The 23,700-nt window shown below is 51.8% G+C and carries 14 protein-coding genes; 7 read left to right on the top strand and 7 right to left on the bottom strand.

All coding sequences use genetic code 11. The features are described 5' to 3' along the window. Positions 1–321 precede the first annotated feature (321 nt). Complete coding sequence (locus tag KBY86_RS03435) at positions 322–1,143, top strand: hypothetical protein (protein ID WP_255140228.1); 822 nt, start codon at positions 322–324, stop codon at positions 1,141–1,143. Between the two features lie 2,178 nt (positions 1,144–3,321). On the opposite strand, the gene KBY86_RS03430 is transcribed toward KBY86_RS03435, so the two are convergent. Both KBY86_RS03430 and KBY86_RS03425 read right to left on the bottom strand, forming a co-directional pair. Beyond that, positions 3,322–5,922: an HlyD family secretion protein gene (locus KBY86_RS03430; protein ID WP_255140226.1), complete on the bottom strand. Its 2,601-nt coding sequence runs from the start codon at positions 5,920–5,922 to the stop codon at positions 3,322–3,324. Positions 5,923–5,957: 35 nt separating this feature from the next. Further along, positions 5,958–6,962, bottom strand: a complete 1,005-nt coding sequence (locus tag KBY86_RS03425; protein WP_255140225.1) for a lipopolysaccharide assembly protein LapB — start codon at positions 6,960–6,962, stop codon at positions 5,958–5,960. Between the two features lie 1,008 nt (positions 6,963–7,970). On the opposite strand from KBY86_RS03425, the gene KBY86_RS03420 reads away from it, so the two are divergent. From KBY86_RS03420 to KBY86_RS03410, 3 genes are read left to right on the top strand one after another with little or no spacing between them, the layout of a single operon-like run. Next, positions 7,971–8,873 (top strand): hypothetical protein, encoded by a 903-nt coding sequence (locus KBY86_RS03420; RefSeq protein WP_255140224.1) that lies wholly within the window; start codon positions 7,971–7,973, stop codon positions 8,871–8,873. Next, on the top strand, positions 8,870–9,397 hold the full coding sequence (locus KBY86_RS03415; protein WP_144036916.1) for a hypothetical protein: 528 nt from the start codon (positions 8,870–8,872) through the stop codon (positions 9,395–9,397). Before KBY86_RS03420 ends, KBY86_RS03415 begins: the two co-directional genes overlap by 4 nt. Then, the gene (locus KBY86_RS03410) at positions 9,384–10,367 is read left to right on the top strand and encodes a sulfotransferase (RefSeq protein WP_255140223.1); all 984 of its coding nucleotides are present in this window, start codon (positions 9,384–9,386) and stop codon (positions 10,365–10,367) included. Before KBY86_RS03415 ends, KBY86_RS03410 begins: the two co-directional genes overlap by 14 nt. A gap of 2,061 nt (positions 10,368–12,428) precedes the next feature. Here KBY86_RS03410 and KBY86_RS03405 read toward each other — a convergent pair. The 3 genes from KBY86_RS03405 to KBY86_RS03395 form a co-directional block, all read right to left on the bottom strand. Beyond that, positions 12,429–13,040: a hypothetical protein gene (locus KBY86_RS03405; protein WP_255140221.1), complete on the bottom strand. Its 612-nt coding sequence runs from the start codon at positions 13,038–13,040 to the stop codon at positions 12,429–12,431. A gap of 177 nt (positions 13,041–13,217) precedes the next feature. Further along, positions 13,218–16,493, bottom strand: a complete 3,276-nt coding sequence (locus KBY86_RS03400; RefSeq protein ID WP_255140314.1) for a beta-ketoacyl synthase N-terminal-like domain-containing protein — start codon at positions 16,491–16,493, stop codon at positions 13,218–13,220. Between the two features lie 820 nt (positions 16,494–17,313). Continuing rightward, positions 17,314–18,450 (bottom strand): alpha/beta hydrolase, encoded by a 1,137-nt coding sequence (locus KBY86_RS03395; RefSeq protein WP_255140219.1) that lies wholly within the window; start codon positions 18,448–18,450, stop codon positions 17,314–17,316. A 1,160-nt stretch (positions 18,451–19,610) separates the two neighbouring features. Between KBY86_RS03395 and KBY86_RS03390 the strand changes: the two genes are divergently transcribed. The 3 genes from KBY86_RS03390 to KBY86_RS03380 all read left to right on the top strand — a co-directional run bounded on the left by KBY86_RS03390 (position 19,611) and on the right by KBY86_RS03380 (position 22,118). Beyond that, positions 19,611–20,264, top strand: coding sequence for a TMEM165/GDT1 family protein (locus KBY86_RS03390; protein ID WP_094510883.1), 654 nt, complete (start codon positions 19,611–19,613; stop codon positions 20,262–20,264). A 221-nt stretch (positions 20,265–20,485) separates the two neighbouring features. After that, positions 20,486–21,205: a glutaredoxin gene (locus tag KBY86_RS03385; protein ID WP_255140216.1), complete on the top strand. Its 720-nt coding sequence runs from the start codon at positions 20,486–20,488 to the stop codon at positions 21,203–21,205. A gap of 121 nt (positions 21,206–21,326) precedes the next feature. Continuing rightward, the gene (locus KBY86_RS03380; RefSeq protein ID WP_255140214.1) at positions 21,327–22,118 is read left to right on the top strand and encodes a DUF305 domain-containing protein; all 792 of its coding nucleotides are present in this window, start codon (positions 21,327–21,329) and stop codon (positions 22,116–22,118) included. A 77-nt stretch (positions 22,119–22,195) separates the two neighbouring features. Here the strand turns inward: KBY86_RS03380 and KBY86_RS03375 are convergent, their stop codons facing one another. Then, the gene (locus tag KBY86_RS03375; protein ID WP_094510886.1) at positions 22,196–22,669 is read right to left on the bottom strand and encodes a hypothetical protein; all 474 of its coding nucleotides are present in this window, start codon (positions 22,667–22,669) and stop codon (positions 22,196–22,198) included. 166 nt (positions 22,670–22,835) lie between these two features. Then, the gene (xth, locus tag KBY86_RS03370) at positions 22,836–23,681 is read right to left on the bottom strand and encodes an exodeoxyribonuclease III (RefSeq protein ID WP_094510887.1); all 846 of its coding nucleotides are present in this window, start codon (positions 23,679–23,681) and stop codon (positions 22,836–22,838) included. Between the last annotated feature and the right edge of the window lie 19 nt (positions 23,682–23,700).

Here is a 23,700-nt window from a genome sequence, read left to right as displayed (position 1 = left end):
TATTTGTGTAGACTGAGACGGATTGAAGCTAGGATCACGATTCGGGTGCAGCCCAGTTCAGCCATCGGAATGATCACGTAGACACCTCGGATTCTGCCCATGAAGCCCCCTAGGCAGGGGTAGGGTAGCTTGGATATCATCTGTAACTTGATCTGGCCCAAATGACATCCCTACAGGCGAAGTAACTGCATGAGATTAAGACCTTGGAAATGCTTGGTCCGCATTAAAGAACTACTCTTGGCTAGCCCTGGTTCGAGTTCAGATATAAAACGCCTTTCTGACGTGTCAGTTCGGTCACATAGCGACATATGCTATGCTCCGATGCTAAGCGCAGTTCATGATGCAAGGGTAACGCTTGATGCGTATCAACTTGTATCAAGCCCTGCCAAGGGTACGGTTATATTTCTGCATGGGGGAGGCCTTAGAAAAGGATCAAAGCGTCATATTGCGGGAAAGGATCTATTCTTCAATAGCTTGGGCTTTAACTTCCTTTCCTGCAACTACCCCTTAGTTGCACAATGTACCGACTCTGTCATTGATGAGCAGTTGCTTGCTCTGAAGTCGTTGGACCAATGGGTGAAGACTGAGCTACAGCTCCTATGTCCGGTCAATGACAATGCACCTATTGTCTACTTTGGGCATTCAGCTGGCTCCTATTTGATTGCACTAGGCCTATCCAAGGGGCTCTTTCTCAATCAACACTCATCCTTTATTCTTATAGACTCTGCAGCTTATGACTTGTCAAAGCGCTATAGTGCTGCGAGGCCAAATGTAAAGCAGGAGATCGAACGCTTAGTTGGCTATCGAACGAACGACAGAAATGACCTTGAAGGTCTGATCAGAACCTATTCACCCGTGGATAACATGGCGAGTATGCCGGTTGACTTGACAAGAATCAATGGTGGATGGGCGTATTTGGCCACGACGATGAAGCGTTTTAGCCGTGAAAGTTCACTGGTTCTGGCCTCCCTGCTTAGGCAAAAGCTGAAGATGGAAGCTACGGTAAAGTCATACCCATTTGGCCATACAGATATATCACGAGAAATTGCAGATCCCAACAGCCAGATTGGGAGGGATCTCACCATTCTATTGAGCAAAGCACTTGATGCTGTTGCACCATCAGCAGTTGATAAGATTCACTGACAATGTGTCATGGTGATGGAAAAGACTCCACCTGTCTTCACACATGGGCTACGTTATGTAATCCCTCTATATGAGTTACAGCAACCGCACATCTCAACCTGCCTGGAGGTGGTGATAGACCAACGTCCAGCAACGTTGACGCCGCACCATCCCCCCGTCTGCCAGGAAGGTTGACGCCTCTCCATCCCGGCCACTTTGTCCACCATGGGGCTTGATGGAGCCGAGGTTCCGTCGTTACAGCGAACGCGTCTCGCCGCATGCCTGTACGTAGCAACAGGCTGAGGTCAGGAGGGTGATGAGCTAGCGCATCCCCAGAACGTGTCCCAGATCCCCGCAGAACTGGGCCTTCACGTGATCAGCTTCGACAACGTGGAGGAAGGCCTGGCGCCTGCAAGGAGAGGTGGCCATGGCAGCCCAGAAGGTGATTGAGGGCTGCACAACCACTGACAAACTCACGGTGGTGCTGGAAACCGCTGGGGTGCACCCGCAAAGCTTCTGGGGGTAGACGTACGCCGCTGGGCTCCGTGCCTAGGAACCAGTAGGAAAACCAGCGGCTCAAGGCAGGGCGTAGCAGGATCTCAGGTGGAAGCAGAAGGCTCTGGCTGAAGCGGCAGCGCTGCTCAGCACCTCACTCAAGAATCAGGACATGTGATGATCTTGATCACCAAAGAGACCGCTAACGCCATCTGAACCATCGCTCCCACGAAGGAGAGCAACAGGCAATTCAGTTGAACTGATGGCCAAAGTTGCCTATTCGCCAGTGCGAAAGAGGCCGACCAGAAGGTGATGTGGTTTCAGGACTTGTACAAGTAGCGGCATCGCAACAGCGGAAACAAGATCAGGATGCCACGCCAGCACAGGTGCGGTGATGCAATAGAAAACTCCACCGGGCTGCTGTCTCCCTTCAGGCGCACAACAGGGTTCCACGCCAGTGGTCACACTCAACGCGTGGCTTACTTCTATCAGGAATGGTGTGGATCGCGCGCTGCCGTTGAACATAACTGCCAAACCAGCTACCTTTACGATGGCTGTCTGAATGGAAGCAGTGCAGGCAAGGCAAGGATGCTGTCAGCAGGAAAGAGGCAGCCAGTAGTTACGTGTATCAGTTTGTAGCTAGCCGGGAGGAGATAGGAGCAAAAGATAAAGCATGACACAAGTGATCACAACGATCGATGAGTTCACTATTTTCCACTAATTGCTCCCAATACTCTGGGACAAGGCTGCCTGGATTAGAACAGTGTGAGATACTAGCAGAAGGATCGCCCCCCAAGGTGATATCCAACCACCACGACGACCTGCCCTGAATTGGCGAACTATAGTCAAGAGAGTTAACTGGAAGCAGGCTCGAAAGAGTTCGACTCATTGACAACCTCCATTTAGCATGGTCTTTATAGAACCTAGAAGAGGATGGTCCTGCAAGTGTGGGCACAAGCGATGAGTAGTCAGATCGCATGAAATGCGAGAAACGCTCGAAAGAATAACGGCCAACGGATTCAGGGTGATTCAGGACACTGACAATGGTTTCCTTGTTAAGTTTAGCCTTGCATTCGAGTAGCTTCTCATTGATCCAACACCACATCACAAGTGGATCCATAGCAATGTCAGGATCTGACTGTCTAGCGATTGACCACCAAACCAGAAGTGAGTCTAAACCATGAATGGTACTCAGGATGGAAGAAGCATAGAAGAATGGATCCCTGAAGATGTAGATAAACTGTGAGCGCGGGAAACTATCCTGAAGCTGTAACACTGCATTAGGGTACAGAGACAGACTGAATGAAGGATCGAAGATGCGACTTGTGGTTTTAGCTAGAAACCGTCCGTAGGTGTCGGAGAATGTGTCCCTAGCATACATAGTACCAATGTCGTGGTACGCCGCTTCAAGCTGATAAGGTTCCAACCCACCATAAACGACACATGACAGGGCCCGAAGCAGACCATCATCAATACTATAAAGATCAAGTGGAGACTGAAGGGACTTTAACAGTTGAGGCATTCCCCTTAATGGGAGATGCGTATGTGGAAGACCAATGTGCCCCAGTCTTTCAGTTTTCCTGCAGAAGGTTAGAGCACCACCTCTAGGGGCACTGATTACGAAGGTTAATCGCTGATAGTCCGAGGATGCAGCAATGGAATGAGATGCATCTTTCACCACGTTGATGATGGGTGACATTGACTCTAAGGAAGAAGGGACCAAAGGTCTACATTGACAAATCTGGTAACTGGGGCCAAGAGATTGAATAGAATGCAGGTAAATCCTACGTCGATCTTGGCATACCCTTTCGAACCAATGAAGTTAGTAGGAAGACTTTCCTCAAGCTGAATTTGAAGTTCTACATATTGCAGGCCATCAATTTCAACTGTAGTAGGACTGATCGACGACACACTCCCCTTGAACTCTTCATTGGAAACCGAGTATAATCTTAGTATGCATGGAAGTGTAGTGCGTACTCGTGCACGGTCGTACTCAGGAATTAATACTATAGTCTGAGTCAATGGCTGCGCCTTTACTGTCACGATGGTTTCACCAGGAGTGACAGTTCTACCAAGCAGCGCCCTGGTGTTAGAACTAATCACCCCATCAAACGGCATTGTGACCACTAGCTTTGCTAATCGTGAGTCAATAGCTTCTAAGGCAATTTTACCGACTTTCAGGCTGCTCTCGGCAGCACTCAATTCATCCATTGCGTTGGAGAGTTGTTCCTCAGAGTTTATATCTTGATCAATCTTCTGCTTACGTCTAGCAACAATAACATCTGCATTCGCTGATTTTAGCTCGCTCCTTGCACCCTCAAGTTCGCCTGTTAGAGCAGCTTGCGTGGATAAAAGATTTTGGAGCTGAAATTCACTTATCGCGCCAGACTTCGTCAATGATCTAAGCTTTTCGATTTGATCATCCTGTATTCTGATCTGATTCTCAAGAGCACGAACCCGAGATTGAGACTTTTGGACCATAGCTCTTGCACTTAAGAGCTCTTCGTTACGATTATCACCTTCAAGTTTGATGCTTCCTGTTTTAATGGAACGTATAAGAGACTTCCTAGTACGTATATCGGATTCTAACTTTGAGATCAGCTGAAGTTGTTGGCTGCGCTGTGTGCTGAGGGTTGGAGAAAAGAGTTCTAGAATCTTAGAGCCCTTGTCCAAAATGGCAGAAGATGGACCAACCTGGAAGATAGACCTTACTGTCGCAGCCTCAGTTGCACGAATGTCAAGTGCCTCACCTTCAGTTACGTTTGCTGATCCGGTCACAGATGCACTGAAGGGAAACAGAAATATAACAACCAAAATGAACGGAAGGAAATACCTACTTTTAAAAGTATTGGTAATTCTATTATGAACTGAAACGGATGAAAGAATTGAGCTGGAAACAACAATAGACTCTGTAGATTGCTGCTGACTGGAACTTGGCAGCAATGCTGGACCATTGGTTGTTCGATTGATTGATCTGTCCGGCCTTCCCTCCACCCTCTTGTTGATTAACTTGGTAATAACCGTAAGGTAAAGAAATCGAATAAGAAGAAGCGTTAGAGCTACCCTGACTATCAGGGAAGTCCAGTGGCCTGCAAACGTTGGTATTTCGGCAGCAATGTTTGGAATTAATATAAAGTATAGAATGCAAAGCTTGATAATAAAAGCCAGTAAAAGCGTGCAGAGGAACAGAATACTGTTGACATCTGAACGAGAGATAGAAATACTCTTAAACCGCCCATGAAAAAGATGAGAAAAGATAGTTAGCGTTCTTTTAGCCGATATCTTCAGATAATTCTTTGGCATGAGTCCAAAGAATTCCAAGAGCCTTCTGCCTGGAGTATTGCGTACAGGAATCAAAAGGATTATCATGCTAGCAAGAGAACCTTGTATGATTGCAACCAGTATATTTAGACGAGAAAACGGAGAGGAATCAGGTATTGGCGTATAAACATAAAGGAAGAGTATAGAGAGAATAACAAGATATGATCTAATCAGAAGTGGCTGGGCGAGTAAAATGAGTTCTTCAAGTTTGCTTGCTGACTGCTTAATAGCTTTGGCGCTTTGCTCCTTCGCGAGCCTTGGCAAGAATCCCCACTTAAGCCTAAGATACAGCTTCTGATCATCTATATTCATGGAGTATGTCGACAGGATCGACACCATAACACTTATCAGGTTAATTACAATTAACATGATAAATAGCCGTGATAGCCCAGTTAACGGGTCTGATCTTTCGGCGATCAATACACCTAAAGGCTTGACCCCAAAATAAAAACTATGGATTGTGCCGATAAAGAGAAGAGCAACCAGGGGGAAAAGCCAAGCTTGAAGCCGGATCAGAACCCGAGGGGGCCTTAACAGCCCTCGAGACGTAATCCAGCCAAAGTTAACAAGCAAGATCTTTCGATCCTGGAGTTGGGATGGTGGCTGATGGAGATCATTCGCTGACCCATTCAGCTGATTTGAATGACCATTAAGTTCGCTGGCGTGCAGAACATTCGTGGAGACTTGTGCTGAAAGGGTTGGAGCTTCAACGGAAAGCAAGATTCCGTGAGTGCACAACCAGTTGAGATAGTCATCTCTAGTAATTCCAGCACGAGTTGCTCCAAAGAACTCTGAACACTTCTCATATAGATCGTCAAACAAGCCATCTCTTGAATTAAAATCAGAAATAGCTTCCCACTCAGAGGCTGATAACTTTAGCGAGGTTGTTCGGTCCCCGAAATACAATCGATACTGTCCTTCAACCAATGGAGAAGTTCGTATCGAAGGATTAACACGATAACAGTTATTATCAACAACGATCATTGGAGTGGGAAGATGGGGAGGTATGAATGAAGGATCTAGAAATCCTCATCAACTGAATCGAGCACAGTAGATTGATTGAAGCTGGTATCATCTGCTTGGATACCTGAAACCCTAAGCTTTTCAAGTTTGCTTGACAGATCTTGAATCAGTTTCTGACAACGAGTCTTCTGATCTTCTACTGTCAGACTTGATGGATCAATAGGTGGTACTGAAGGAGCATCCTCATGAGCAACTGACTTTGATGCTGCCATCAAACTAGTAAGAGCGAATTCATAATCACCCTCTTGGTACTGAACTTTGCCCCAACAGTAATTGAATCGGGGACTGTTGCTGTTCTGTACCCTTGTAAGCTCATCCTTAGCCGCACTATACTCGGCAAGATCAATGTAGCATTCTGCTGCATCAATAGAGAGACGCTCCTTCAGCTTCGATGGGCATTCATCATTATCAGCTGTACGAAGAACCGCGAGACCACGGACTTTATTTCCTTGAGCAATAAGGATTTCTCCCAACAAAATCTGTGAATAATGGTTCTTTGGATCAAGCCTCAAGCAGTTGTTAAGATTACGCTCACAGTCATCGAGTTGTCCTAGTTGGAGCTGAGCCAAGGCAAGCATTCTACGAAGCTTGGTATCGTTTGGATTCTCAAGAACTGCGTGACGCAAGATACTGGCAGCATTAGTATAATCGCCAAGCTGCTGGAGAAAAGATGCTAGTGCAGTAACGTCCGACTTTTTGGAAGACTTCTGCTGAAGAGCTCTGTTCGCATATTCTTGAGCAAGAGTTGTATTGCCTTCTTGAAGCCTAAGCTTACCAATCCGAGAAATCAACCGAATATCATCAGGTGCAAGTGAAAGAGCCTTCTCAAGGTGAGCCATTGCTACGGCTGTATCACTTTCTGACCGTGCAATTGCGGCCATGGCAACGTGGTAAGGCGAATAGAGCTCACCATCAGGTACGCCGGCCAAGATCCGCCTGGCTTCAGGGAAGTTCTTTTCTTTGAGGATCAAAGAACGAACTTGCTTGAAGGTGGACTTCAAGTGACCTGGAAGCACAAGAGCCATAATAAAAACCATGAGCAATCGCACAGTAGCATGATTTTCATGCTGAGGTCAACTGCGTATGAGCGCGCCCTCACCTATGAAGCTACAGCAGTGACGTGATTCGCAGTTTCCATACACCTAGCTGAAATGGTTAGCATCATGGATGTGCATGTATAGGCTGACGAGTCGCCTGCATTGTTGCGAACGGAATGCCATATCTATCCACCTGTGATAGCGCCTTGGCCATAGAATCAGGCCCATCCCAATGTAACGCACACATGCGCACGACGGAGTTTCCGATGCATCTGTACGACGACAATCAATGCATGATATGATTTTGAGCGTACAAGGGAATTATAGGTTTTCCGCGAGATCCCAGCACTGTATAGCATAACCTAACATCAGAAGTTCTCAGCATTAGGTTGCCGCTTGGTTATAGTATTGACGTGACTAGATACAAGCCAAACGCAGGCGACCTACTCTTGATGCTGATGGATCTCTTCGAAGCTTCTATGCCGTGGTCACAACGTTATGCATTAACAGGTGCATCTGATTAAGCAAGGCGCCACCAACAGGGACGTTCATTCAGCAAAGATCCAAACCATTGCAAGATCGTTAAACGATGCAAAATATCAAGAGTTCCACCTTAAACATCCTGGACTCTTTGGTATGACTTACAAGCTCCGCCAGTTTAGGCCAAATGCTATCGAAAAGAGTATCCGACAGCACATGGGGAACTGATGGGGGTCAGTAATGTCCTGAACGGCTATGAGTTGATGATCTTCTTTCGCGCGGTCCTCTTCTCCTTCAAACACAGATGTTCGGTACACAAGCTTTCCTGAGTGGTTGCCAAATCGCCTGGGGAATGGGTGCATGGTTTCTGACAACAATCAGCCCAGAGTTGGAACTCAATCAATGAATGCTTGGCACTGTACAATTTCTTGAACTACAGCAATGTGCTCTTGGGAAGGTTAAGCAAGTTTAGAATGATTGGATGTGTATCCCTTGAAGCCAGAACGCTTGTCTGATGTTCAAGATCTTGATCATAACCTGCCAGTATTCCATACTAGGATTCAGAAGGCACTCAAAAGTCCTAAGCCATTCAACATCAGCTTAATGTTCATCCTTTTCCTGCCAGGTAGCTTTCGCCGCAGCTCAGACTACCTCTGGTTGAGTACGTGCTTAGCTGATAGTGGCGACTACTACTTTGTTGACTATCCATTATCTTCCACTGTAGCAAAGCTGAATTCCGAGTTTTTTGATTCTGACTCGCTTCTTCAGGTACGGCGTGAGTTCATCTATGGCAGCGCTTCCCAGCCGAACTCAAAGCTTGGCATCGCCTATGAAGAGTCGATCATGGGAACGTTTCTTACTCAAGTAAGGCAGCATCACGGCTTCCATCTATCCGATCGAGACATCCTTCTTCAAACACTGGTCGTAGGCCATAGCCAGGGAGCCGGTCATGCAGCAGTGATGGCCATTGACTTCGAACTCTGCGGTGTTCTGCTTATCGCAGGGCCCGCTGATTCCTATCAGCAGTTTCCATCAGAATGGACGGGGATGAAGGTTACCACTCCTAGCAGTCGACTCCGAATGTTTCTCCATGCTGAAGACAGGCATGCAAGGATGTGCTTGCATCATGCGACGATGTTGGGTTTGAAGAGAATTGATGTGCTTACTTCTTCGACCTCACTAGAGGACATCCTGCTTAGTCAGGTTGTAATTGACACAAGGTCACTCCCCCCGTTAAAGTCCCATGATTGTCTTACATTAGATACGGAAATGAGAGATGACCTCAACAGCCTCTACCTCACAGGCGTTATTAGGCATTATCAGGCGTATCTTCGTTCAGTAAGTTCCAGGCTTGAGCTCTCTCGTGTTGACTCCTTACCGGCTTCTTCGTTATGATTGATCTGATTCCAACCAGTTCAGCCTCCTCTATGTCGTCTATCCAACGCGATTCTAACGTTAATCAAGAACTAACCCTTTTGCCTGGCTTGGATGGCGACGAGGTCACTTCCCAACTGGAGACCCTCATGGAGCTTGTCAATCTTGATAGCACAGTTGCAGGCCGTGAAAACAGTCTCGAATACAATACATTTACTCAGATTGTTTCACTCACGCACAAGGACACGGCAGAACCTATTATTGATGTATCGGAAGGCGATGACGGTGAGCACGACGTCGCGCCACAGCCAGCAAGCTCTGAACTCGTAACAGAACCGTTTACCGAAATGGAATCTGAAAATGCTCACAAGGCATTGTTCAGCTTTCTATTTGAACCCAGTGAATCTTCACAGGACTGTGAATCAACAGAATTGGTCCTTTCTGATGACCTAGTAGAGGATCTCCAGAATTTAAAAGATAGGATGCAGCATCGCTACAATGTGATTCGGCGTAATCTCTTTAGCAGTGTAAATGGTCATGGTTGAACCTATTTTTTTGCTGAGTCCTCCTCGGTCTTTCTCTTCGGTCGTTTCATCTATTCTCGGACAGCATCCAGAACTCTATTGCTTCCCCGAGCTACACCTGCTTTATAGAGATGACATCGGTCATCTACTATCCAATAAGTCAAATATTAAGTATGCAAGATTTGCACCAAGTGGACTTTTGAGAGCCATCGCTCAAGTTCATGAAGGCAAGCAAGATAGTGCTGCCTGCAGCCGCGCTTGGATGTGGCTTGTTAACAATCAGTCAATGACTAGCAAGGAACTTTTTGAGTATCTCTGCCAACCATTTTATCCTAAGGCTTGCATCGAAAAGTCTCCGCCGAATACCAAGACAATTGATCGCATGGTCAGGTTATTCAAGTTTTATCCAAATGCCAGATTCATTCACTTAACACGAAGTGTTGTTGGAGCTTCAAAGTCCTTGAAGGAGTTCTTCGAATTTCGACGCACAGTTCATAGTCCTGCCGCAGGACATCCAATGGTCAAGGAGAACTATGCATTAATGTGGTATGCAATGCATCGAAACATCCTGAAGTTTCGCTCCATTGTTCCACCGTCAAACTTCCTTACAGTTAGTGGTGAAGCAATTCTGTCTGATCCAAGAGTAGTTCTTCCTCAGATCTGTCGCTGGCTTGGTGTTTCAAGCGATAGCTCATGTATTGATGCGATGCTCAAGCCTGAAGAATCACCCTATGCCTTTTATGGTCCACGCATGGCACCTTGTGGCAATGATCCTAAGTTCATTACTAATCCGGAATTTAGGCAAATGAAACGCAAGAAATATTCTCGTGAGGTTGTTCGAGAGTTTCTCGCGTCAAATGGTAAGCCTGCCTTTACTAGCTACTATTTGAACAAGCTTGAGGATCAAGATGCTATTGCTCGCTTAAAGTCATGGGACTTCTCCATGCTTGAACTGGTTATGGACATGGAGGCACAGCTTGGATACGCTTAAACAGTTAAGACTTCTTTCCGTTTCGCTTCCTATTGGAAGTCATGAGACGTGCCAAATTCTGGCTGGCCATCATTCCCCCAATGGGGTGGGACTTTGGATTATCCTTTCCTCAGACTCTTCTCGCAAGCTTGTCTACTGTACACCTTCACATTCAGATTCCTACTTTGTTCTCCCCTATAACTTCCTATACTTAGGTTCATCCTCAAATGGTCAGCTCTTTTTTCTTGCTGATGGTACTGAATCTGCCGCTCCAATCCTGTATGTTATCAGTTACCAACCTAATTCTGGGATCACCGTAACCAAGACGGATCTGCATCTTGATCATGACGAATGTGCCAGACTATTTGAGATCTGCCAATCGCATAAACCAGGATCTACCGATTCGACGCTTCATGACTCTCCGTTGCTGCATGACAACGTCCTAAACGAGTCAACCTATCCAAGCCTATTTGTACCCTACCATAGCCTACGTGATGTTCTCCTCGTTAAAGCCGTCCTTCAGCAGGGAGCATTTGAACTCACGTCCAAACCGGCACTATTGACTGCCATTAAAACAGTTAGGGCCATGTATCCCAATCTCACAGTTGTGGATGCTGTCGAGATTGTAAGTGACGTTGTTGCAGTTGTTGCAAACGACTCTTCGATCAGAACACTCAGTTGTGGCGTCGAGTCCCGGCTATTCATATGCAATGGCTCATCCACTCCCTCTCTTGTACTTGGACGTCCTATCTTCTCAATCGACAACAGACTATCAATATCTCCTGAATCGTCAAATCTGATTTACCCTTCATTGGGCCTGGTGCTGGCATCACCCTCCAGCGTCTCAACCACGCCACCAAAGGAGGCTGCGCCTTCTTTCAATGTCTACTCAATCAATTATACGACTTCATCACTATACTTCTCCGACGACTCTGGATCTACATTCACCCTTAGCGGCAGCATTGTCCATCACAATAGTGACCTTGTCCCAACGTTAACTCATCACTTGGATGATTCGCAAACTCTCATCTTTTCTTCTCGTCTTGACAGATCAGAAGTCTATTTCATAGACTTCTGATCATCTACGGCTCATTTACCTTGAAGATCAAAGCGCTAGTCGCGTTAGGATACTCCCGCATCTATTCCTGAAGGCCCCACTTTCAGGAATGATGGCGCCCCCCACAATCTCACTCCCGGGGGGGAGGGACAAGACCAATGTGTCATTACAGCGAGGGCGTCTAGCTGCCGTCTTCCGCGCAGCAGGGTGCTGATGTCAGGAGGAGATGGTGCCCGCCTCCGAGAAGTAGGCAGAAGGCTAGGGCGCTGTCGGCATTCACGTTGTGCTCGAAACCGCTGGTCTCAACGACATCGAGCCCGGCGCCTACGGCCGGCAGGTCGGCATTTCCCTGCGCACTCTCAAGCGCTGGCGGCGTGCCGTCCTGGGTGGTGGGGACGGTCAGGACCACCACAAAAGCAGCCCCCGCGATAGCGCTCACCGCCTGAGCAAGGAGGAACACCGGCAGAACCTGCTCACTTCCAATCAGCACGAATACGACTCGCTGCCACCAGGACAAATCATGCCCGCACTGGCGCGGATCAGGACCTGTTCAACTCCTCCGGAGAAGACTTCGTCTTCGGCTCCGAGTCCAGCTGTTACTTGGGCGCTGCACGCGCATGGTCGGGCCCATCGCTGAGCCGTACACAACAGCCATAGGAGCCACGGCCCGGTGCCGCGCCTGCGAGCGTATCGATCCATTGCTGTGTGGTCGTGAGACATCACCTGTCTGCCCACCACGGTGCGGGGTGTGGCTGTTTCTCTACCTGGTGATCGACGTCTGGAGCCGCTGGTTCTGCACGCTGACCACAGCAACGCCTTGCCGCAGGCTTCTCGCGAAGATGGGCGGCACCACAACACGCTCAAGTTCGTACCACCCCATCAGTGGCATAGCGACCAGGCACTGATTGCAGCTACCACGTCCGCGGCAGAAACGTGTTCCATCCTGTGAACCACCAAATCTGCCAATCTTGTCATTGATGCTAAAAGTTGGGTTTCAATGATGCACTCACTCGATGGGATGCGATTCAATGCATGAGAGATTCGGATGGCATGGATCTTTTGGGTTTAGGGGAAATGGATAGTTCATGTGGGTGAACTGTCGCGCAGCTAACATCAGCATCCGTGATTCCATCAAGCAAAGAATCATCAGTGGAACGCAAAGGCTCCATAGCCACAGCGATCACCCAATCGCTGGAGACAAGTCCCTCTCCGGCGAAGCTCAGCGTTGAGAAGGAGGCAGTAAAAGAATATGGAAGACCGCTAATCACGGTGCAGTCTGCAGGAATGTCGATGGAAAGCAAGCGGAAATCCGCCTGTACAACTGCTCCACCAAAAAGCTTGAATCCGGCTTCGTATATTGCCCAGACACAACAACAATACTGATCCATCTGCCAATGATGTGGCGGGATGGGGAGCGGCCAGCGCATAAAGGCGAAGATGGCTGTCCAATCATGCCCAGAGATGTGTTCAATATCGACACCAAATGGCTGACTATCAGTAATGCCAACGAGAACCAGGCCTTTGGAATGGGAAACAGAAACATGTAACTCGTTGAGAATCGCCTGATGCAGATAGAGTTTTGGTGGACGAGCTGGGAGACCATAGAGGGCAAGCTCTTTAGCGGCAACAGGGGACAACTGAAGCCATCTCCATAGCAATAACTTAGCGGCAAGCCGGCTAGTAACATAATCAGAAACTCTTGAAGGGTGATTACATGCCGACAGATATCTCTGCTCGCAAGAAGATAGATACTTGTGTGAGAGTTGTTTGCTCAAGAATGGGTCAACTGCCCGGACAAGCATTAGTTGCACTGATCAATCAACCTGACTGAAGATTTGCTTTGAGGTGGCATCAGCGCTAGCCAGAATCGCCATGATGGTTCGGCTGTGCTCCAGCAGCAGCTGCTGCTGCAAAGCTGGATCCTCCTGTGAGCCAACCAATTCGGAAGAGTGGGAATGAAGGGCAGAAGCCCGGATGCCAGGTGAATTTGATTCAACAGGAGAAGGAATGGACTTCTCCTCCTCGATAGGTATCAGTTGGGCTGTTGACGCCTGCCGATCTGTGTTGGCAGCAGTCGGGGAATCCGTAGACAGGGAAGCAAGAAACTCCTTGAGACCTGTGGAGTTGTACTGAGGGATCTCGGAGAGAACTGAAACAGCAGCGGCAGGCCTCGTCACCATCGTCAAGCCAGTCCTATAGCGCTCAATAAAGAGGCCATCGAGAGCATCAAGGTCTAGGTCTAGACCAGACGTCCATAAGGTTGCTATCGATTGCAGGAAGGCAGTGGTGCTGTCTTTACGAGAGGTGCCGAGCGAGACGGCGACGATATCAGAGTATTCAGAAAGAGCTTCTTTAGTGTAGCTAGTCAACGTTGTATTAGGACCCAACTCAACAAAGTACCTGGCTCCATCCGCATACATATTCCGAATTGTTTCCTCGTATCTAACAGGATTAACCCACTGGTCAATGAAGATGCGTGTGCCCTCTTCGTAGTCATTGGGATAAGGCTGAGTGGTCAGGCAGCTGTACACAGTTGCATGATGAGGCTCAATCCTTATAGAATGAGGGAATTGGCTGTAGAGCCTTCTGTGAGTTTCAGCTCCTTGCTGAAAATAGCGAGTATGATAAGGCCGTGTTAGAGGAGTTGGCAACAGAGATCCACCTGCGGCGAGCACATTCTCCTCAAGCTCCTTGCTGAAGGCAGCTTCAGAAAAGACAATACGCTGCGAGCGACAATTATCTGAAATGAGTGACCATTCACTACGACGTTCAAGGATCTCCTTTAGCTGGTTAGATTCAAGACCGGAAATGGCAAACGTAGATCCTTCGGGGAACTCATCGATTGAATCTGCCTGAGAAAAGAAATCATGAATCTGCCTTACTCTCGTCCGAAGGTCGTCTTCGTTCTTCATTGTGGTAAGACTGCCTGAAAGCATCACTGCATTCGATTCTCCTTGGCTATGCCCAATAAGCTGGTCAGGCTTAAGTCCAATCCGAGAGGCAATCTCGTAGAAAGACATCAGGCAAGCAGCTATGATTTGCGTGGCCGAATCTTGGGCAAAAAGAAGTTCCATTCGCTTTGCATTGGCCGATTTAGCACAATCAAGATCTGCGTTCGGCATACTGGTAACCAAGCCAAGTGAAATATCCCGATCCAAGGCTCCGTCCATGAAGCTGTACCAATAGGAAAAGAGATCAATACTCTTTGTGAGATCACTAAGCATTTCTGGAGACTGAACACCTTCTCCAGGAACCAGAAATGCAACCTTACCCTTTGAGCTTGTCGACTCCGAAAAGATAAAGTTACGTCCACGATGTCCCTGAGAAGATGGGTTGCCACCTAGCCATGCAGATGCATCCTGCAACCCTTCACTGAGTTTCATGAGTGACGGCGCAAAGACAACGAGCCTGAGCGAAGCCTCTGCGGTCTGCTCCTTGGCAGGTGATCTGCGGATGAGAACCGCCTGCTGGATCTCATCAACATCAATGTCAGCGATCAATGACTGCAACTCGGGACGGGAGCTTGCCTCCAGAAAGGCTGCTCGACCAATCGTGGTATAACCATGCTGCTTGTACTGAAGCAACCCACGGTACGTTCTTCCAGACAGATCGGTTGCAAGGGGGGCCCCTGAATTCTCAGCGGCATCGGGAGTGTGTGAGACTTGGTATGGGAACAGAACCACTGGGGACGAGTTTCGTTGATCAGGGGCGGTAAACTCCTGAAGAAGTAAGTGGCCGTTAATCCCACCAAAGCCAAACGAATTGATGGCAGCCACACGTGGCTTGGAGGGTGAATGCACCCAACGCCGCAATGTGCGATTGATATAGAATGGAGTTGAATGGTCAGCAACAGCCTCTAACGGATCCGGGCAAATCGAAGGAGGAATTAGCCTGTTCTGCAAAGCAAGAGAGATTTTGATAATGCTAGCTACCCCCGATGCGGGTATCGTATGGCCGATCAATGACTTGATTGATCCAATGGCAATGGTTGAAAGACCACGATGACAATCACCAAAGACCTCAAGCATTGAGGAGAGTTCTGTGTTGTCGCCATGGGGGATTCCTGTTGCATGAACCTCCACCAAGGAAACATCCGACGGCTCAAGGCTACATTTTTCGTAGGCCCGTTTCATCGCGACGACTTGTCCTTGGCGGTTTGGAGCCAACAGCCCTTCGCCCTTCCCATCACTGGCCAGTGCAACTGACCGAATGATCGAATAAATCGTATCTCCAGACTGCACCGCATCCTCAAGGCGTTTTACTGCGACAAAGCCCACACCTTCGGAAAGAAGCGTTCCGGATGCGGATTTTGACATCGGGAAAATACCCTCTTCAGACAAAGCATTAATCGTGCAAAATAACTGGTAGATAGGAAAGTTCATTGTTGCCTGGACACCACCTACCAACATCAAGTCGGCATCGCCAGCGTCCAATTGCTTGATTGCATGATCAATTGCAATCATGCCAGACGTACATGCGCCATCCACAAGGTAATTAGGGCCAAGGAGGCCAAGCCTGTTGGCGATTGTTCCAGAGACTACGTTGGATATCAGGTTTGGTGTTATAGCCGGATCAGCAACCAACTCATAGGTCAATGAAAGGAGTGAGCGTAGCTGCTTTCTGCGCTCACCTTTCAGAACAGCACCGACAGAATCAGCAAGAACATCAATAAAATGCTCCATGATCATGCCGTTCATCAACGCCCCTACGATTCCTCGATGGGGATGGTCACCCATCCCAACCACCACACCTGTACGCTCATGAGGAATCCAATCCGGCGCACGTCCGCGCAACCCATCAGCCATGGCCTCGGCGGCCACTTGCAGGCAGAGATACTGAGATGGGTCTCCTTCAACTAGGTTAGGAGGGAACGCAAACCGAATGGAATCAATCCAGCTGTTATTAGCGATAGATCCATACTTCTTTGTATAGATCGTAGAGTATGATTCGCGCGGATTTGATCTATCTTGGAATTGATTATAGTAAGCCCTAGACCAAGAATCGCTCATTTCTGTCAGAAGTGATTCACCCCTGACGAGTGCATCCCAGTATGATGAAGTATCTTTGATTCCCGGATATCTGCAAGCCATGCCTACAATTGCGTAGCCCTGCATAGAAACCTTGTGACTCATATCAGGCTAGCATGAGTATGTCCAGAGGGGACTGTGGGAACACCGCCAAAACACGGAGACAACATGGCGGGGGGCAGATAGCGTAGGTCTTACCGCAAGACGTACTGAATGGTCCGAATGAGAGCAGGAACCCTGACGCAACCATGACTTCTCCGTCTCCATTCGTGGCAGGAGGGGATAGCCAGGCCCAGCGATGCGTTTACACGAGGAGTGACTTGGTCAACGCTCTCGGTAGTCAATTCATCGCGATACAGCAAGCCATCACCTATTCCTAGCAGAAACACCAAAATGTGAAAGTCATCTTGGTTACCAATCATTGAAATCATGCTGTTGACTGGCATCGATTCAACCGTGCTAGGCCAAGCAAAATGACAGGGCCCATGCCGGTAAACCTCAACAATCACAGGAGCATGCTGATGCCTTCGCTGGCCAACTTGATCTGACAAGTGGTCAAAGCCATCGCCTCAGCCCAGGCCATCTCTATGATGTCTGGGTGAGTTCAGCCTGGGTTGGTTGAGCCCATGGACCAGATGATCTGTGACCTTGCCACAGATACTGCGGCGTAGGAGGTACCTAGGAGAAGATGAAGGCTGGTGCAGATAACCAGTGACTCCACCAGACCGTTCGATTAACCTTTAGTCATTGTAATCTCAAGCCCGTGAAGGACTCATCAAGTCGAGTAGGGAGACAACACCGAGAATGATGTTGATTCCACGTAGACTGATAAGAAAGGCCCTTTCCAGCGGCTGGCCTTTACCTATCAGTTATCGGCGTTATCTCATCGCTTGAGAAATGCAAGGATGGCCGCTCCCGTCGTACTGCCAGGCTTTCCGATGCTGGTATGCATTGCCTTATGATCATACCCATGAGCCGAAAGGGATGCATTGAAAGCGGAACATCCATTCAGCGTATTGGCGAATGACCTGATTTCAGCTTGCTGACTCTTGGGACGTTGCGTTGAATACATGATCATCACATCGGTGGGTGATGACTCTTTCGGGCATGATGATTTAACCAGCTGAGCGGGAACCCATTTGGCGATAGTAGAGTTCTTACCTGACCCGCTTACGGCATTCTTACCAAAGATAATCGCCAGACTGTCCTTGTATCTTCCAACTTTACCCGTGTACCAGTTCGAGTCATTCAGAATAAACTTCTGATAAGCATCTGCTGACGTTCCATACTGTGGACTAGTGGCAAGAAGCGATGCCAGGTATGCACCTGCTGAATGTCCCATGATGGCAGCATCATTCATCGAGCATGATGGGTTGACCCTTCCAAGATTGCCCTTGAGCCATGCAGTGGCAGAAGACAGTGCAGACATTTGCTGCTCGATCAGACCTGGGATGGGACGCCCGTAGACTGGATAATTGAGTGAGACAAGGCAAAAGCCATTACGATTAAAGAGTTCCGGCATAGAGCCGACGCTCCTCTTATCTCCTCTCATCAGAGAACCTCCGTGAACATAGACTAGTGTCGGGCATGGACGTCCGGAAGTTTGCTTGCATGGATAGATATCAAGCTTGTTACTGCCAATTGGAGCGCCCGAGATCAATGGAGAGTAAGCAGTTCCACTCGTCGACACATTGACTGGTTTGGATGCTGCTGATTGCCTTTGTCCCTCAACGCGACGCTTGAATGGCCGTGCCATGGCACAACTTGAGAGCATCGTATCCATCAGAAGAAACGCTGTCAGCATCAAAAGATGGAACCTCAGCTTTCTTGGTGACTTACCAGAAGAAACTGCGGGTAATACAGAAGGTTGATTGGCAGCAGCGGCATTGAAAGAGCTCGACTGTGGGGCCATATATGGGTGTGCCTCAATACGTGAATGGTCAGAACTTGTCATAACAAAATCTTCCATGTGATCACCCTTGATGTGCGCCATTACGGTGTTCAATGCGAACTCGGACATCCTGAGCATCCTACAGGCCTTGGCGAAATGCACCATAGAAGTGGCATCGATGAGCCATCCGATCGATGCGTGTGGACATCTGCCTCAACGCTTGATCTTCAACCCTGACACCTTCTGTCGCAGTCACTTTCAGGCAACGACAGCTGCAGAAGGATCCACAACGGCTGACACGGTTCTGGCTTTCGGTTGGTCTTGGTCACAGCTCCGCCACGACAGACACATTGCGGTCACTTTCACCACGAACAACTCCTCCTCAATCCACGTTCACTACCAGTATTGACTTTCTTAGTGGGGCGTGGTTAGAAATTGAATAATGTGCCGCCAGCCTTGACGATAACGTCGTGACAACTGTCACTCCCGGGCTGCTCTCCAAGCTTCCCAGGGCAAGGGTGCTGCCAGAATCCGGATCGGCTCTTCTGGCGGCTTCTTGATCCACACCACTTCTGGCTCGCGCCAGCAGAGGCTGGATCGGCGCCATTGCAGCGGGTGTTAGTGCCGGGCCTTCTCGTAGACATGGGTGTGATGTCAGCCGATGTCGACAGGAGGGGATCTCTAGCGCTGGTGGGGGGCACCAACCTGACGTCGCTGTGGCAGTGCTGCCCGCAGCGCGGCTCGCTGGGTCTGCTACCAGGTGAGCAGTTCAATCAAGGCAGCGGCTCCTCCATCACAGGATCGCTCAGTGATTTCCGCTCCTGCAACAGGTGGATCAGCAGCACGGTACCCAGCGCATTGGACAGTCGTCCTGCATTGGAGCTGATTTAGGAGTTGAAAGACTCGCTAAGTCGACCAGTGCATCTCAGAGCCCCGGCTTGTTCATCTCAGCGAGAAACTTCTCACGGGTTGCGTGACTTGGCCATGGATTCCTCGTCATTGCCGCCTCTCGGCAGCTTGTCGGCCAAAACCACAGCCAAGTGATGAGATCACAAAAGAATGATCAGGGACGGTGCTGTGTTTTACTGTGTTCTTATTGTATTCTGGGACTTGGGTCGGTCAAGCCTGCCCGTCGGTAAAGCTAGGGGTCGCCACACCATCGGATCTGTGGCAGTAGCGGGGATGGTTCATGCGGGAATGTTCATGCATAGTAGCCATGCATGGACCTGACTTGACAGTGACCGCCCCCGACGCCTTGGTTCTGATCCGTTCAGGGTGTCGTTGAGCGCATGGCGTTTCCCTTCCTCACCGGCCATGGGGCCGCTGCCTTCGGCTCCAGCTTCACGGCCATCACCCTGGCCGAGCTGGGCGACAAGACCTTCTTCATGGCCCTGATCCTGGCGGCCCGCCATCGGGCCCGCTGGGTGTTCATCGGTTCCTTTGCGGCCCTCACGGCCGTCACGCTCATCTCGCTGGGCATGGGCTATGGCCTGCGGGAACTGCTGCCAGCCAGCGTGGTGCCGTGGCTGGCAGCTGCGTTGTTTCTCGGCTTCGGCATCAAGCTGCTGATCGACGCCCAGGCCATGGCACCGGGGGCTGCCGCGGCTGAGGCCGGAGATGCGGAAGAGGCCGTTGAGGCGGCCGAGCGCCGCTACCGGATCACCACGCCGCTGGCAGTGATCTGGGAATCCTTCGCGCTGGTGTTCATCGCCGAGCTGGGAGATCGCACCCAGTTCGCCACCATCTTTCTTGCCACGGCGCCCTCTTTCCCCTTCGGCGCGCTGCTGGCGGGCACCCTGGGCGGCCATGCCCTGGTCACCGGGCTGGCGGTGGGTGCCGGCAAGTGGATCGGCCAGAAGATCAGCGAGCAGATGCTCTACCGGCTCAGTGGCGGTCTGTTCCTGGCCTTCGGCCTGTTCGCCCTGCAGCAGGCCATGCGCTGAATCCCGCCGGCTTGCGCTACGGATCACCGCGCCAGGCGGGTCAAGGGGCTGTGGATCGAGGGGCCCGACGCATTGCCCCGGTCGTGTCTGTTGCGCAAGGTGTCGGCGCCCCCTGGCAGAGGCGGCGTGCGCCGGCTCACCACGCGGCAAACTCTCCAGACGACCTCTTGACTCTCCAGCTGAGAGGAGACCATACGGTGAGGCTCACTGCCTGATCAGCCATGACACCCGCCCGCCTGCCACCACCTGTGCGGCTGCACCGCATCGCCATCTCCGGCCACGTCTGCCCCTATGGCGAGCTGGCGGTAGGCCTGCTGCAGGAGCTGGGCATTCCCTACGACGACCATCTGCTGCTCAGCCAGGAGGAGGTGGAGCGCTTCAAGGCGGCCCATGGGGTGAGCACCACCCCGCAGGTGTTCGCCGAGGGCGAACGCATCGGCGGCTACTCAGAGCTGGCCCGGCGGCTCGGGGTCAAACCACGCCAGCCGGGGGGTCGCAGCTACAGGCCAGTCATCACCGTGTTTGCCATCGCGGCGCTGATCGCGCTGGCGCTCGGCAACGGCGCGGGGGGCTTCATGGGGATGGCGCTGGCGCTGCTGGCCTGCCTGAAACTGATGGATCCACCGGCGTTCAGCCGTTCCTTCCGCAAGTACAACGTGCTGACCCGGTGGCTGGGGGGTTACGCCAGCGTGTTCCCCTACCTCGAACTGCTGCTGGGTCTGGCGCTGCTGGCTCGCCTCGAGGCCGCGCCGATCGCCCTGCTGGCGCTTGCCATGGGCCTGGAAGGTGGGGTGTCGGTGATCAAGGCGGTCTATGTCGACAAGCTCGACCTTGATTGCGCCTGCGTGGGCGGCAACAGCCGCACCCCACTGGGCCTGGTGAGCGTGCTGGAAAACGGGGCGATGGTGGCCATGGGGCTGTGGATGCTGCTGAGGGGTTGAAGGGCAACGCCACAGCGTGCCCGGCAGGTTCCGCAAACCTGGAGCCACACGGCAGCCCGCAGCCCACTTGACTCTCCAGTAGGGGGGAGACCATACGGTGGGGCCAATCCAGCCCGACCCCATGCGCACCTTCCCTGCTCCCGCCGCATTGATGGGCCTGGCCACCGCCCTCGTGCTGGCAGCCCCCGGCCTGGCCCAAACTCCCCCGGACCTGCAGCGCCACGCAGACCACCACGGGCAGCACGGCGACCATCACGCCGTACCCGGAATGACCGGCACACCGGGCAACACTCCCGCGGCCAAGCCAGCCCCAGGCGATGCCGGCCATGACCATAGCCACCACGACCACAGCAGCCACGCCCATGACGTGGGCCCTGCAGGCGCCACCTACGACCTGCGCTTCATCGACGGCATGGTTCAGCACCACACCGGGGCGCTGCGCATGAGTGAAATCGTCTTCGGCATCGGCCAGCCGGGCGTGGGGGCGCTGGGCAAGGCGATCTGGCGCGATCAGGCCAATGAGATCCGGGCGATGGGCCTCTGGCGCCGGGCCTGGTACCCCCAGGCGCCCGTCTATCCCGTGGCGCTGGCCAGCGGTGGGGATCCCAACAGCCTCAGCGGCCTCACCCGTATGAGCCAGGCCCAGATCGACAGCATGCGCATGATGGGCGCGCTCCCTACACCGCAGAACCGGGTGGTGTGGTTCCTCGAAGGCATGCTCGACCACCACGGCGGCGCACTGGTGATGGCGCACGATGCTCTGGCCAAGAGCACCAACCCCACGATCCGTCGGTTTGCCCGCGGGGTGATCGTGGCGCAGCGCGCCGAAATCATGGAGCTGCGCCGGATGCTGGCTGTGGAGGGCCTGCGCAAGCCTGAGTACTACCGCTACGACCCCCTGTTCCGGCTCTGATCAAGGCCTGCTGCACCGCAGGCTGAAGCCCCAGCAGAAAAGGAGAGAGATCGGATCAGCCTGGGGCCCCGCCGTGATCAGTTGCAGCCCTGCACGGAGATGCGATAGCTGAAGCCCAGGGCGCCCGGGTCGTTGCTGGCTCCCACCTTGAAATTCATCTGGCTGGCCTGCTTGCCGGGAATGGCAGGGAACGGACCGAACATGCGGCCTCGGCCGATCGGCGGGTTCATCGATTCATTCACCACCTGAAGGTTGGAGCCATCGGTGAACTTCATGAAGGCCTCCACCGGATAGGTGGCATTGGCGTCGGAAGAATTGGCGGTGAAAAAGAACTTGAAGCTGCTGTAGGGCTGATCAACGATGAAATCGGTGTTCCAGTTGGTTTTGCCGAAGATCCTGCCCGCACCCACCGACTTGGCCACGATCGGACTGCCCGTGCCACCAATCGGCTGCAGAAACCGGCACGTCTGCGCTGTGGAGGCGACACCGGTCGAACCGATCAGCAGCGGCACAGCCAGCAGAGGAAGCAGGCGGGAGAGCATGAGTGGCATGCGAGTGGCGGCGATCGTAAGGCGCTACTGAAACGTTGAGAACGTTTTCCCTCCATGGCCTGAGAACACGCTCACAATTCCCCCACGGCCGTTGGCCCCATCCACGGCGGCGGCCCAGCAGAGCAAGGCGGCTGTCGGGCTCAGGGGCTAGGTGATCACCAGTGACTCAGCTCGCAGCGTCGTCAGCTTCCCCGTCCTCGTCAGCGTCACCGTCCTGCTGCAGCTCCAGATTGACCACCACCGGCGCATGGTCGCTGGGCTGGTCGTGGCCCCGCTCCCCCTTGTCGATCACGCAGCCGGTGGAGCAGGCGAGCAGCTCCGCACTTAGATAGATGTGATCGATCCGCCAACCCCGGTCGCGGTCCCAGGCACCGGTGCGGTAATCCCACCAGCTCCAGTGGCCGCTGTCGGGCTCGAACACGCGGAACACATCCACCAGCCGCTCCCCCAGCGCCGCCGTGAGCGCCTCGCGCTCCGCCGCGCTGGCCATGATGCCGCCGCTGAGGCGCTCAGGATCGTGGATGTCGCGGTCGTCAAGGGCGATGTTGAAGTCACCCACCATGCAGAGCGGATCGCCTTCCTGCTCCTGGGCCGCCAGATAACGGCGCAGGCAGCTGAGCCAGGCCAACTTGTACGCATACTTCTCCGACGTCAGCGCCGAGCCGTTCGGCACGTACAGGTTGAGGATCCGCACGCCGTCCACCAGGGCGCTGATCACCCGCTTCTGTTCCCCCAGCGCCACGGCTTCGGGGTCGCCGGGCAGCAGGGCCTCAAAACCGACGCACACCTGCTCGAGCGGCAACAGGCTGAGAATCGCCACCCCGTTGTAGGCCTTCTGGCCGCTGATCACCACTGCGTAGCCCAGGGCGGTGAAGGCTTCGGCGGGGAACTTGCCATCCTCCACCTTGGTTTCCTGCAGGCACAGCACATCGGGCCGCTCCCGCTGCAGCCAGGCGGTCACCTGTTCCAGTCGCATCCTGATGGAGTTCACATTCCAGGTGGCGATGCGCATGGGCGGAGGCGTCAGTCGA

The sequence above is a fragment of the Synechococcus sp. Lug-A genome (assembly GCF_024345655.1).
Taxonomy (GTDB): Bacteria; Cyanobacteriota; Cyanobacteriia; order PCC-6307; family Cyanobiaceae; genus MW101C3.
This window is presented reverse-complemented; position numbering and strand designations above follow the sequence as displayed.